Genomic DNA, 13,348 nt, shown 5'->3' with positions numbered 1-13,348 from the left:
GGCGCAACCTATGGTATAGCTATGAACACCATCATTCACGGACTTGAGGACGGATCGGGCGTTGTAATCCTGCCGCGGGAAACGCTCGACAGCTTGGGCCTGCAAGTGGGCGATGAACTCCAGATCATCGAAACCGACGACGGCATCATCCTATACGTCGAACGGCAAATGCGTGCTGCTCGCGATGTCATGGACAAGTATGAGCCCGCGTTGGCAAATAGGGTGAGCTGGCGTCAGGCGTCCGACAGCTTGACGATTTCCCATTCCTTGCCGTTGACGCTTGCGACGTCGCCGACCTTCTTGCCGAACAGCGCCACGGCCATTGGCGAGACATGTGAGATGCTGCCCTTTGAGGGGTCGGCCTCGTCCTCGCCGACTATCTTCCAGTGCACTTTCTTGTCGTCATCGCCTTCCAGCGTGACACCCATGCCGAAGCGCACCTGGTCGCTGCCCGGTTCCGGCACGGAAAGCTCGGCGCTTTCGCGGCGCGCTGTCCAGTAGCGCAGGTCGCGCGAGACAACGGCAATGCGCTCGCGATCGGCTTTTCGCTCGGCTTTCGCCAAGATGTCGCGCAGATCGGCCAGATTGTCCTCGATCATCGCCAGGCCGCGCTCCGTCACCAGATTGCGGTGTTGGCTGATCGGCCGCTCGCCGATGCCGGCAATGGCGTTTTCGCTGTCTTCCTCGCGGGTGAAAGCCCTGCTCATCGGATAAACTTAGGCCCGCTTCGGCGACTGTACAAGCCACTTGGCGGACCCGGTCATTGGCCGGACTATGGCCGAGCGGAGACCTATGCGGCTGGCCCAATTCCTGCGAAGAACCATTTCATCGCAGGGATCTGTGCCGATGTTGAACAGACGAACGCTTCTCAAGGGGACTGTCGGCTTTGCGGTGCTCGGCGTTTCGCTGGACAACGCCTTGGCGAAGACGGCAGCGCTTGGCTCGATCAATGCCGCCGAGCTTGGCGTGGAGCCGGACGCACCGGACGACCAGAGCAAGGCCTTCGCCAGGATGCTAGCCGAGGCAAGCCAGCGCAATGCGCCGGTGTTCCTGCCGCCGGGCACCTATGTCGTGTCCAACCTGACCCTGCCCGCCCGCGTCAGGCTTTCGGGCGTGCCGGGCGCCTCGCGCATCGCCGCCTGTCGCTTGCGCCGCGCCCAGGNCTCGCGCATCCTCTATGGCGGCAATGGCCATTTGCTGACGGCCGAACAGGCCGAGCATATAGAGTTCACCGCATTGGTCTTCGACGGCGCCAACGGCGGGTTGGCCGACGATGCGCAAGGCCTGCTCGACCTGCGCCGCGTCGCCCATCTCGTCATCGACAATTGCACGATCACCGGCAGCGGCAAGCATGGGCTGGCGCTGGAGCATGCGTCGGGCCGCGTCGAGCGCTCCGAGATTTCGGGGGCTGCGGACGCCGGCATCTACTCCGTCGAGGCCGCTGGCCTGGCGATATCCGATAATGCCGTATCCGACTGCGGCAATGGCGGCATTCTTGTCCATCGCTGGCAGCAGGCCGAGGACGGCACGATCGTCAGCGGCAACCGCGTGCAGCGGATCGGCGCGCGCAGCGGCGGCACCGGGCAGAACGGCAATGGCATCAACGCATTCCGTGCCGGCAATGTCTCGGTCACCGGCAACATCGTCTCGGACTGCGCCTTCTCGGCGATCCGCGCCAACAGTTCCAGCAATCTGCAGATGACCGGCAACACCTGCTCGCGGTCGGGCGAAACCGCGCTCTATTCCGAATTCTCCTTCGAAGGCGCCATCATCGGCAACAACATCGTCGATGGTGCCGCTAACGGCATCTCGATCGTCAATTTCAACGACGGCGGCCGTATGGGTGTCTGCTCAAACAACATCGTGCGCAACCTCTCGACCACCGGCCCCTACCCCGCCGACGCGCCGGGCTTCGGCGTCGGTATCAGCGTCGAGGCCGACACCACCGTCTCGGGCAATGTCATCGAGAACGCGCCGCTCTACGGCATGCAGATCGGCTGGGGCGCTTATATGCGCAATGTTGTGGCTACGGGAAACATCATCCGTCAGGCCGGAACCGGCATCGCCGTCACTGTGGTAGAAGGCGCTGGAAACGCCATCATTTCCGACAACGTCATCGACGGCGCCAAGAACGGCGCCATCATCGGCCAGCGCTGGGCCGAACCGGCGACCGGCGACCTCGCGCGGTCAAGCGTAAGCGGCTATGCGCATCTGACGGTCGAGCGAAACAGGGTCAGCTGAGCGCCGTCGTCGGCCGCAGCGAGCCGACCTTGGCGCCGATGCGGCTTTCGATCGGCGGATTGGCCCGCTCCAGAAGGTTCGCCGCCAGTGCGCCGTCGGCGCTGAGAAGTTTTGCCAGCACAGTGGCAATCATCACCTCGGCGGCGCGGCCGGCGCCGTCATCACATTTTAGCGCGATGCCGAGGCCAAGCTCCGGAACGGCAGCGCAATAGACACCCTCGGCGCCCGTCTTGACGAATATGCGGCCGGGCGCGGCCTGCATCAGCGCCACATCCACTTTGCCGGTGCCGGCGACCAGGTAAGGCTCGGCCATACAGGCAGACAGCAGGCGTTTGGCCGCCTTGGCGCGCTCAGGGCCAAAGCTCCTGCCCGTCGCCATGCGGGCAAAGCCAAGGGCAAAACTTTTCAGCGGCACGGCATAGGTGGGGATCGAGCAGCCATCGGTTGCCCGGTGATCCGCATCGTGGGCAGCGCCGGTCACCGCCTGCATGGCGTCGCGCACCATCTCCTGCAAACCATGGCCTGCCTTGACGTAGCCTTGGTGGGCAATCCCTGAGTGCACGCAGGTGCAGAGAAATCCGGAATGCTTGCCCGAGCAATTGTTGTGCAGTGCGTTCGGCGAGACGCCTGTGCGGGCCAGTGCGATCGTCGCGTCGTGGCTCGACGGCCAATGCGCGCCGCATTCCAGCGCCGACTTGTCGAGCCCGGCCTTGGCCAGCATCGCCTGCGCCAGTTCGACATGCGCGGGTTCGCCCGAATGCGAAGCGCAGGCCAGCGCCAGTTCGCGGTCGCCCAAGCCGTACGCATCGGCAGCACCCGTTTCAACCAGCGGCAGCGCCTGGATCGCCTTGACCGCCGAGCGCGGAAACACCGGCCGCGCCGTATCGCCGATCTCCAGGACAGGCTTGCCGTCACCGTCGAAGATTGCGACAGCGCCGCGATGGGCGCTCTCGACGATCGCGCCGCGCAAGACTTCGACCAGAACCGGATTTGTCATCACCACCCCGAAATATACGGGCCGCTTCTACCTGATCCGGTCGAGGATGGAAACGTAGTTGGCGACGGCAGCGCCACCCATGTTGAAGATGCCGCCAAGCTTTGCGTCCGGCACCTGGATGCCGTCTGCTTCGCCGGTCAACTGCATGGCGGTCAGCACATGCATCGACACACCGGTGGCGCCGATCGGATGGCCCTTGGCCTTCAGCCCGCCCGAAGGATTGACCGGGAGCCTGCCGTCTTTTGCCGTCGTGCCGTCCAGCGCCAGCCTGGCGCCCTCGCCCGGCTTGGCCAGGCCCATCGCCTCATATTCGATGAGTTCGGCAATGGTGAAGCAGTCATGCGTCTCGACGAAGGAGAGGTCGTCGAGCGTCACGCCGGCCTTCTTCAAAGCCTGGTTCCAGGCCTGCGCGCAGCCTTCGAAAGACAGGATGTCGCGCTTCGACATCGGCAGGAAATCCTGGACATGCTCGTTGGCGCGGAAGGCGACGGCGCGGCGCATCTTCAGCGCCGTCGAGGTGTCGGTGAGCACAAGAGCGGCGGCGCCATCGGAAACCAGGGAGCAATCGGTGCGCTTCAGCGGACCGGCGACGAAGGGGTTCTTCTCGCTTTCCTGGCGGCAGAATTCGTAACCGAAATCCTTGCGCATCTGCGCGTACGGATTGTCGACGCCGTTCTTGTGGTTCTTGGCGGCGATCATCGCCAGCGCGTCCGACTGGTCGCCATAACGCTGGAAATAGGCCTGCGCGATCTTGCCGAAGACGCCAGCGAAACCGGCCGGCGTGTCGCCCTCCTCCGGCAGATAGGAAGCCTTGAGCAGGTTCTTGCCGATCTCGGGGCCGGGGGTCGTCGTCATCTGCTCGGCACCGACCACCAGCACGATGCGGGCGGCATTGGCGTCGATGGCGCGGATGCCTTGGCGGACCGCTGCCGAACCCGTGGCGCAGGCGTTCTCGACCCGCGTCGCCGGCTTGAAGCGCAGCCGGTCATCGGCCTGCAGCACCAGGCTGGCGGTAAAATCCTGAGGGGAGAAGCCGGCGTTGAAATGGCCGAGCACGATCTCGTCGACCTCATCCGGGCCAATGCCGGCATGGTCGAGCGCGTCGACCGCGACCTTTGTGATCAGGCCCTCGAGCGTCTCGGCTTCAAGCTTGCCGAAGCGCGAATGCGCCCAGCCGACGATGCATGCGGTCATGGCAACCTCCGTTCGCCGCAAGCCTAACATGTCATAGCGCGGCATCAGCCTCTAATATTGTTCAACAGTGAACCGTTTTCCAGTCCAAGGGATGGGCCAGAGCGACACGATCGGTTGATCCGAGCGCGAGTTTTTTATTGATTGATCCGTCAATAAAAAATAATCTCGGTTTTGATCTGGATCTCCCCAATGCCGAAAGTCGGAATGGAACCGTTGCGCCGCAAGGCGCTCATCGACGCGACGATCTCGGCGATCGGCGAGCGCGGCTCGCTTGATGTGACCATGTCGGAGATCGCCGGACGGGCGGGCGTGTCGTCGGCCCTTGCCCACCACTATTTCGGCGCCAAGGACGAACTGCTGCTGGCGACGATGCGGCACATACTGGCCGAACTGACCATCGACATGCGGCGCGCCCTGCAATCCGCCGGCTCGCCGCGCGAACGCGTCTCGGCGGTGGTCGCCGTCAACTTCTCCGACATCCAGTTCCGGCCGGAAACCATCGCGGCCTGGCTCACCTTTTATGTCGAGGCACAGAAATCATCGGCCCTGCGCAGGCTGCTCAGGGTCTATGCGCGGCGGCTGCACTCGAACCTGATGAGCGGACTGACCGGCATACTGCCGCGCAACGAGGCCGACCGCGCGGCGGAAGCGGTCGCGGCGATGATCGACGGGCTGTACATCAGGCGCGCGCTGAAGGACGGCGTGCCGGATGCTCAAACCGCGATCGCGCTGGTCGAAGATTATCTCGAAATCAAACTCGGCGGGCGACAGACACAGTGACAGCCTCAGTGATATCAAGGCGACCCAACATCCTGATCGTCATGGTCGATCAGCTCAACGGCACGCTGTTTGCGGACGGGCCGGCGGACTTCCTGTATGCGCCGCACCTCAAGGCGCTGGCCGCGCGTGCCGCGCGCTTCCAGAACAACTACACGGCCTCGCCGCTTTGCGCGCCGGGCCGCGCCGCCTTCATGAGCGGGCAATTGCCGTCGCGCACCCAGGTCTATGACAACGCCGCCGAATTCGCTTCCTCGATCCCGACCTATGCCCACCATCTGCGCGGCGCCGGCTACTACACTTGCCTGTCGGGCAAGATGCATTTCGTCGGCCCTGACCAGTTGCACGGTTTCGAGGAGCGGCTGACCACCGACATCTATCCCGCCGATTTCGGCTGGACGCCGGATTACCGCAAGCCCGGCGAGCGCATCGACTGGTGGTATCACAATCTGGGCTCTGTCACCGGCGCCGGCGTTGCCGAGATCACCAACCAGATGGAGTATGACGACGAGGTCGCCTTCCACGCGGTGCAAAAACTTTACGATCTTGCCCGCACCTCCGAGGACGAGGCCAGCCGGCCCTGGTGCCTGACGGTTTCCTTCACCCACCCGCACGACCCCTATGTCGCACGGCGGCAATATTGGGATCTCTATGAAGACTGTCCGGCGCTTGAGCCGGAGGTGGGATTCATCCCCTATGCCCATCAGGACCCGCATTCGCAACGGCTTTACCGGGCCAGCGACTACGACAGTTTCAACATCACGCCGGAGCAGATCCGCCGCTCGCGGCGCGGCTACTACGCCAACATCTCCTATCTCGACGACAAGGTCGGCGAGTTGATGTCAGTGCTGGAGCGAACGCGCATGCTGGACGACACCATCATCCTGTTCTGCTCCGACCATGGCGACATGCTTGGCGAGCGCGGCCTGTGGTTCAAGATGAATTTTTTCGAGGGCTCGGCGCGAGTACCTTTGATGATCGCCGGCAAAGGCATTCCTGCAGGGCTGATCGAGGCGCCGGTCTCCAACCTCGACGTGACGCCGACGCTGTGCGATCTCGCCGGCATCGACATCTCCGCGATCGCACCGTGGACCGATGGCCAGTCGCTGCTGCCGTTGCTTGATGGCGGACAGCGCACCGCGCCGGTGCTGATGGAATATGCCGCCGAGGGCTCCAACGCGCCGTTGGTGGCGATCCGCGACGGCCGCTACAAATTCATCCATTGCGAGATCGACCCGCCGCTTCTGTTCGATCTCGAAGCCGATCCGCAAGAACGCACCAATCTTGCCACCGATCCGGCGCATGCCGATCTGGTGGCGGCCTTCACGGGAGCCGTGCGAGCGCGCTGGGACATGGCGGCATTCGATGCCGCGGTGCGCGTCAGCCAGGCGCGGCGCTGGGTGGTTTATCCCGCGCTGCGCAACGGCACGCATTACCCCTGGGAGTTCCAGCCACTGCAGAAGGCGTCGGAACGCTACATGCGCAACCACATGAACCTCGACAATCTCGAGGAACAGAAACGCTTTCCGCGAGGCGAATGATGACAATTGTCCCCTCCCTCGAGCACCTCAGACAGGCCTATGCCGTGACGTCGAAGGCGACGCAGATCACGCCTTTGCTGGAATCGACAGCCTTGGCCAAGGAGACGGGTGCGGCCCGCGTCTTCATCAAACCGGAATCGCTGCAATGGGCGGGATCGTTCAAGGTGCGCGGCGCCTATTGGCGGTTGAAGCGGCTGTCGCCGGATGAGGCCATAAAAGGCGTCGTCGCCTACTCCTCCGGCAATTTCGCGCAAGGGTTGGCAGCCGCCGGCCAGGCGCTCGGCATTCCCGTCACCATCGTCATGCCGCTCGACGCGCCGGCCGCCAAGCGCGATGCGACCGCAGGCTATGGCGCGCGCGTCGTGCTGACCGATCATGGCGAGCGCGCCCGTGAAGAGGTCGCAGCCGCCAAGGCCCGCGAGATTGCCGAGACCGAAGGGCTGGCGTTGCTGCATCCATTCGACGATCCGGAGATCGTTGCCGGCCAGGCCGGCGCCGGGCTCGAAGCGCTCGAACAACTCGAGGCAAAGGACGCCAGTGCCGACCTTCTGTTCTGCTCGGTCGGCGGCGGCGGACTGATCGGCGGCATGTCGCTCGCCTTCCACTATCTGTCGCCGGCAACCGAGATCATCGGCGTCGAGCCGGAAGGCTTCAACGGCATGGGTGCATCGCTAGCGCATGGCGCCATCGAGACCATGCCGATCGCGCCGAAATCGATTTGCGACGGGCTGATGTCGCGGCGGCCGGGCGACGCGCCGTTCGCGGCGGTCAGGAACGCCGGCGTGCGCGGCATCACCGTCGACGACCAGTCGGTTAGGCAAGCGATGAAGATCGCCTTCGAGCGGATGAAGCTGGTGCTCGAGCCGTCAGGCGCCGCCTCTCTGGCGGCGCTGCTCGGCGGCAAGGTGGATGTGACGGGTAAAACGGTCCTGGTCATGGCTACCGGCGGCAATGTCTCGCTCGCCGATTTTATTTCGCATATGAACGATGGGCGCATGTGAACCATGCTTGAAGCAGACTTCGTCATCATCGGCTCCGGCTCGGCCGGCTCGGCCATGGCCTACCGGCTGTCGGAAGACGGCAAGCATTCGGTGATCGTCATCGAGTTCGGCGGCACCGATATCGGGCCGCTGATCCAGATGCCGTCGGCGCTGTCGATCCCGCTCAACATGAGCCTTTACGACTGGGGCTTTGCCAGCGAACCAGAGCCGCATCTCGGCGGCCGCGTGCTGGCGACGCCACGCGGCAAGGTGATCGGCGGCTCGTCCTCGATCAACGGCATGGTATATGTCAGGGGCCACGCACGCGACTTCGACCACTGGGCCGAACAGGGGGCGGCCGGCTGGGGCTTCGCCGACGTGCTGCCCTATTTCAAGCGCATGGAGGACAGTGACGGGGGCGAGGACGGCTGGCGCGGCCACGGCGGCCCGCTGCACGTCCAGCGTGGCCCGCGCAAGAATCCGCTCTACGGCGCCTTTGTCGAGGCCGGCCGCCAAGCCGGGTTCGAACTGACCGACGACTACAATGGCTCGAAGCAGGAAGGCTTCGGACCGATGGAGCAAACCATACGCGGCGGCCGCCGCTGGTCGGCGGCGTCAGCCTATCTGAAGCCGGCGCTCAAGCGGCAAAATGTCAGCGTGATCAGAGGCTTCGCCCGCCGGGTGATCATCGAGAATCAGCGTGCCGTCGGAGTCGAGATGGAAGCTCACAAACAGATTCAGGTCGTTAAGGCACGACGTGAGGTGATCGTCGCCGCATCGTCGATCAATTCGCCCAAGATCCTGATGCTATCCGGTATCGGCCCGGCCGCGCATCTCACGGAGAACGGCATCCAGGTCGTGGCCGACCGGCCCGGTGTCGGCCGCAATCTGCAGGATCATATGGAGCTCTACATCCAGCAGGAATCGACCCAGCCGATCACGCTGAATTCGGTTCTCAACCCATTCTCCAAGACGCTGATCGGGGCGCAGTGGCTGTTCTTCAAGACCGGCCTCGGCGCCACCAACCATTTCGAGGCCGCGGCCTTCGTACGCTCGCAGGCCGGTGTCGACTACCCCGATATCCAGTACCACTTCATCCCGGCGGCGGTGCGCTATGACGGCAAGGCGGCGGCGAAGGCGCATGGCTTCCAGGCGCATGTCGGGCCGATGCGGTCGAAGTCGCGCGGTTCGGTGACGCTGCGCTCGCCCGACCCGAAAGCGACGCCGGTCATCCGCTTCAACTACATGTCGCATCCAGACGACTGGACCGAGTTCCGCCACTGCATCCGGCTGACCCGCGAGATCTTCGGCCAGAAGGCTTTTGACGGCTTTCGCGGCAAGGAAATCTCGCCGGGTTCGCACGTCCAGTCGGACGAGGATCTCGACGCCTTCATCCGCGATCATGCCGAGAGTGCCTACCACCCGTGCGGCACCTGCAAGATGGGCCGCGCCGACGACATCATGAGCGTGGTCGATCCGGAGTGCCGGGTAATCGGCGTCGACGGCCTGCGCGTCGCCGACTCCTCGATCTTCCCGCGGGTGACCAACGGCAACCTCAACGCGCCGTCGATCATGACCGGCGAGAAGGCCTCCGACCACATTCTCGGCCGCACGCCACTGGCGCCGTCCAACCAGGAACCCTGGATCAATCCGCGCTGGCAGGTGGCGGATCGATAGGGCATTGTCCGGCGGACTGCTCCGCAATAGCGAATACATCTGGAGAACAGCATGCGCGCCCAGCCAACGGCATCGCACTATGTCAACGGCCGCTACATCGAGGACGAAGGCGGCGCGCCGCTGCCGGTGATCTATCCGGCGACCGGTGAGGTCATCGCCACTTTGCATTCGGCGACTCCGAACGTGCTGGAGCTCGCCATCGAAGCCGCGCGGGCCGCACAACCGGCCTGGGCGCGGATGAAGCCGGTCGAGCGTGGCCGCATCCTGCGCCGCGCCGCCGACATTTTGCGCGCGCGCAACGCCGATCTGGCGCGGATCGAGACGCTCAACACCGGCAAAGCGATCCAGGAGACGCTGGTGGCGGATGCACTATCGGCCGCCGACTGCCTCGAATATTTCGGCGGCGCGGTTGCCGCCTTCAACGGCGATGCGATCGATCTTGGTGGACCTTTTGCCTATACGCGCCGCGAGGCGCTCGGTGTGTGCGTCGGCATCGGCGCCTGGAACTATCCGATCCAGATCGCCGGCTGGAAATCCGCCCCCGCGCTCGCCATGGGCAACGCCATGGTGTTCAAGCCCTCGGAGAACACGCCGCTGTCGGCGCTGGCGCTGGCCGAGATCTACTCAGAGGCGGGCCTGCCCGACGGGCTGTTCAACGTCGTGCAAGGCTATGGCGATGTCGGCGCCGGCCTGGTCGGCCATGATGTCGTTGCCAAGGTTTCGGTGACCGGCTCGGTGCCGACCGGCCGCAAGGTGCTGTCGCTCGCCGGCTCGAAGATGAAGCATGCGACGATGGAACTCGGCGGCAAGTCGCCGCTGATCGTGTTCGACGATGCCGATCTCGAAAACGCCATCGGCGGCGCCATGCTCGGCAATTTCTATTCGACCGGGCAGATCTGCTCCAACGGCACGCGTGTTTTCGTACAAAGCGGCATCCATGACCGCTTCGTCGACCGGCTTGTCGAGCGGACGAAAAAGATCCGCATCGGCGATCCGCTCGATCCTGAGACGCAGATGGGGCCGCTGGTCAACAAGGCGCAGCAGGAGAAGGTCGTTTCCTACATCGCGGCCGGCAGGCAGGATGGAGCAACGCTCGCCTGCGGTGGCAACGTGCCGTCGCTGCAAGGGTTCGATGGCGGCTTCTTTGTCGAGCCGACGGTGTTCACCGGTGTCACCGACACAATGCGCATTGCGCGCGAGGAGATTTTCGGGCCGGTGATGAGCGTGCTGAAGTTCGACGGCGAGGACGAGGTGATCGACCGCGCCAACGACACCAAATTCGGCCTCGCCGCCGGCGTCTTCACCCGCGACCTGCAGCGCGCTCATAGGGTGATCGCCGAACTGCAGGCCGGCACCTGCTGGATCAACGCCTACAATCTGACGCCAGTGGAAATTCCGTTTGGCGGGGTGAAGCAATCCGGCATCGGGCGCGAGAACTCGCTGGCGGCTTTAGCGCTCTATTCGCAGCTGAAGGCGGTGTATGTCGAGACCGGGGACGTGGCGAGCCCGTATTGAGGGTTGAAAGCGAAGTGACAGCTGATCTCCCCCCTTGCGGGGGAGATGGCCGGCAGGCCAGAGGGGGGTGTGACGGATCGCCACCTTTGGTCTGATCTTCGAGTAGCTGAGACGTCGGCGGGACAGCACCCCCCTCTGCCTTGCCAGGCATCTCCCCCGCAAGGGGGGAGATTGGCAGCTCCAACGCCTCACCCCTTCTGCGCCGTGCCGTCCAGATACTGCGTCAGCGCGCAGACCAGATGATAGAAGATGCTGGCCGGCACGTCCGATGCCAAGGAGCGGCCGCGTTCGTCGATGCGGTCAATCCACAGGCCGAGCGGGGCCGGATCGATGTGCCAGCGGAACAGGCGGCCGACGCGCGCCTCGATTTCCGGCTTGAGGTCGGGACCACCCGAGCCATCCAGCGCAATCGCCGCCTTGATCGCTTCGGCCTGTGGCCAGCTCCGCGACACAAGCTCGAGCGGCAGACCCTGTCTGGAGACCGCGCCGTAGGCAAGGCCGGTGGCGCGGTTGAGGCCGTTGGCGATGGCCGAGGCGTAGAGCTTGCGGGCAAAATTGCTCAACTCGCCCTGGCCGCTGCGGGCGACGAAATCGGTGAGCAGCGAGGCCCATTCGAAATGATGACCGGGCTCCGTCCATGTGCCCTTCTCGCCGGCGGCCGGCTTCCACCCGGCGTCGAAATATTCGCCCAGCGTCCAGCTCTCGGCATCGAAGAAATGACTGCGGAAAAGGTCGATGATGCGCGCGGCGCGGCGCAGATAGGTGCGGTCGCCGGTCGCCTCATACCAGGCGAGGAAGGCCTCGAGCAGATGCATATGCGGGTTGGAGCGCCGCTCGCCCTCCCCGTCCGACGTCTCGAGGAAACCGGTCATGCGGCTGTCCTCGAGATGCGCGTCGAGGAACACGAAGGTCTCCTGGCCCAGCCGCAGCGCATCCGGATTGCCGCACATATGCGCATGCGCCAGCGCCAGCAGCACGCAGGAATGGTCGTAGGCATCCTCGGTTGGGTCGGCGACGGAGCCGTCGACATTGAGCGTGCGCACCCAGCCGCCCCGGTCCGTGCGGCCCTTGCCGGCCATGAAGGCGATGCCATGGGAGATCAGGCGATCGGCTGGACCGTCCCAGCCGCGGGCCTTGGCAACGGCGAAGGCGTAGACTTGCCTCGCCGTCGTGCGCATGCGCTTGGGCTTCAACAGCGCCTCGCCGTCGAAGCCGAGCGCCTCGTGGAAGCCGCCATGACGCTCATCGACGCCTGAAGTCGACCACAGCGGCAAGGTCTCCTCGAACAGCCAGTGATGCACGCGCCGACGCCAGGCGCCGCTCTCGATGACGCGGTCGTGTGCCGGCGTGAACCTGGTTTCCAGCCGGCCCGACTTTTCCAGCTGCTCGACGATTTTCTTGACGTGCTGGCTGTGGCTGACCGGGGCGACGAAGGTGGCGTCCGCCGTCGAGACGATGGCGACATCCTTCATACCGATTGCCGACAAAAGCCGGCCGTCGCTTCTGATGTAGGAGTTTTCGCAATCGATGGCGACGACATCGCCGACGACGACATTGCCCTTGGCGTCGGCAGGGCCGACATCGAGCAGCGACTGCCAGGAGCCGAGGTCGTTCCAGCGGAAGCCGGCCGGCACCATGGCGATGTCCTTGGCCCGTTCCATGATGGCGTAGTCGATCGAGTTCGACGGGATGGCGGCGTAGAGGTCGAGCGGCATATAGAGGCCGGACAGGTCGCTCGTTGCCGCCTTGTAGGCGGTTTCGGTGGCCTGCCAGATGTCGGGTTGGAAGGTGGCGAAGGCGTCGCGCATGGCGCCGGCGCGAAACAGGAAAATGCCGGTGTTCCAGTAGAAGGTGCCCGCACTGAGATAGCTCTGCGCAGTGGCGAGGTCGGGCTTTTCGACGAAGCGCGACACGTCGAAGACGCCGCCGCTTTCGGCTGCGACTTCGATATACCCATAGCCGGTCTCGGGCTGCGTCGGCTTGATGCCGAACACCACCAGACGGCCGGCAAGCGCTGCCTGGCTGCCCGCCTCGACGCTCTGCCAGAACTGCTTGGGCGTGGCGATTTCGTGGTCTGACGGCACCACCAGCACCAGGCTGTCGCCGAACTCCGACAATGTGCGCAGCGCGGCCAGCGCCACGGCGGCAGCCGTGTTGCGCCCGGTCGGCTCGAACAGCGGGCCACCGCCGGCGAGGTCGAGGCCGGCAAGGTCGGCATGCACGCGCTCGGCATGGCGCTCGGCGGCGATCAAGAAGATCGGCGTTTCGCCCTCCGGCCGCGCCGTCAGCCGGCGCAGTGTCTTGGCCAGCATCGAGCCGTCGCCGGAAAGATCGTGGAACTGTTTCGGGTTGTCCTCGCGCGACAGCGGCCACAGCCGCGAGCCGACACCGCCGCTCATGACAAAACTGACGATGCGCTCGCTCAT

The 13,348-nt window shown here is 64.7% G+C and carries 10 protein-coding genes and 1 pseudogene; 7 read left to right on the top strand and 4 right to left on the bottom strand.

Going from position 1 to position 13,348, the window contains the following annotated elements; all coding sequences use genetic code 11:
- Window positions 1–21: 21 nt before the first annotated feature.
- Window positions 22–159, top strand: a pseudogene (locus X756_RS1000000170440) (AbrB/MazE/SpoVT family DNA-binding domain-containing protein); the annotation flags it as partial.
- 74 nt (window positions 160–233) lie between these two features.
- On the opposite strand, the gene greA reads toward X756_RS1000000170440, so the two are convergent.
- On the bottom strand, window positions 234–707 hold the full coding sequence (greA, locus tag X756_RS142840; protein ID WP_023731010.1) for a transcription elongation factor GreA: 474 nt from the start codon (window positions 705–707) through the stop codon (window positions 234–236).
- A 139-nt stretch (window positions 708–846) separates the two neighbouring features.
- On the opposite strand from greA, the gene X756_RS142845 reads away from it, so the two are divergent.
- Window positions 847–2,241, top strand: a complete 1,395-nt coding sequence (locus tag X756_RS142845; protein WP_023731009.1) for a TIGR03808 family TAT-translocated repetitive protein — start codon at window positions 847–849, stop codon at window positions 2,239–2,241.
- Here the strand turns inward: X756_RS142845 and X756_RS142850 are convergent.
- Together X756_RS142850 and X756_RS142855 are read right to left on the bottom strand one after the other, a co-directional pair.
- Entirely contained in the window at window positions 2,234–3,238 is a 1,005-nt protein-coding gene (locus X756_RS142850) for an asparaginase (protein WP_023731008.1), read from the bottom strand. The genes X756_RS142845 and X756_RS142850 overlap by 8 nt on opposite strands.
- A 27-nt stretch (window positions 3,239–3,265) precedes the next feature.
- Window positions 3,266–4,432, bottom strand: coding sequence for an acetyl-CoA acetyltransferase (locus X756_RS142855; protein WP_023731007.1), 1,167 nt, complete (start codon window positions 4,430–4,432; stop codon window positions 3,266–3,268).
- Between the two features lie 189 nt (window positions 4,433–4,621).
- Between X756_RS142855 and betI the strand changes: the two genes are divergently transcribed.
- Genes betI through betB form a run of 5 tightly spaced genes read left to right on the top strand, consistent with a single transcriptional unit; the run spans window position 4,622 to window position 10,922 of the window.
- Window positions 4,622–5,212 (top strand): transcriptional regulator BetI, encoded by a 591-nt coding sequence (betI, locus tag X756_RS142860; protein WP_023731006.1) that lies wholly within the window; start codon window positions 4,622–4,624, stop codon window positions 5,210–5,212.
- Between the two features lie 8 nt (window positions 5,213–5,220).
- Window positions 5,221–6,750 carry a choline-sulfatase gene (betC, locus tag X756_RS142865; RefSeq protein ID WP_023731005.1) on the top strand — a complete coding sequence of 510 codons (1,530 nt, stop codon included), beginning with the start codon at window positions 5,221–5,223 and terminating at the stop codon, window positions 6,748–6,750.
- The gene (locus X756_RS142870) at window positions 6,747–7,751 is read left to right on the top strand and encodes a threonine/serine dehydratase (protein WP_023731004.1); all 1,005 of its coding nucleotides are present in this window, start codon (window positions 6,747–6,749) and stop codon (window positions 7,749–7,751) included. Before betC ends, X756_RS142870 begins: the two co-directional genes overlap by 4 nt.
- A 3-nt stretch (window positions 7,752–7,754) precedes the next feature.
- Window positions 7,755–9,407, top strand: coding sequence for a choline dehydrogenase (gene betA, locus X756_RS142875; RefSeq protein ID WP_023715687.1), 1,653 nt, complete (start codon window positions 7,755–7,757; stop codon window positions 9,405–9,407).
- A gap of 51 nt (window positions 9,408–9,458) precedes the next feature.
- A complete protein-coding gene (gene betB, locus X756_RS142880; protein WP_023731003.1) occupies window positions 9,459–10,922 on the top strand; it encodes a betaine-aldehyde dehydrogenase in 1,464 nt (487 codons plus the stop codon).
- Between the two features lie 188 nt (window positions 10,923–11,110).
- On the opposite strand, the gene X756_RS142885 is transcribed toward betB, so the two are convergent.
- The gene (locus X756_RS142885; RefSeq protein ID WP_023731002.1) at window positions 11,111–13,348 is read right to left on the bottom strand and encodes a mannose-1-phosphate guanylyltransferase/mannose-6-phosphate isomerase; all 2,238 of its coding nucleotides are present in this window, start codon (window positions 13,346–13,348) and stop codon (window positions 11,111–11,113) included.

This window comes from Mesorhizobium sp. LNJC405B00 (genome assembly GCF_000502615.1).
Taxonomy (GTDB): domain Bacteria; phylum Pseudomonadota; class Alphaproteobacteria; order Rhizobiales; family Rhizobiaceae; genus Mesorhizobium.
The sequence above is the reverse complement of the archived record's forward strand: the minus strand, read 5'-3'. Positions and strand labels throughout refer to the sequence as shown.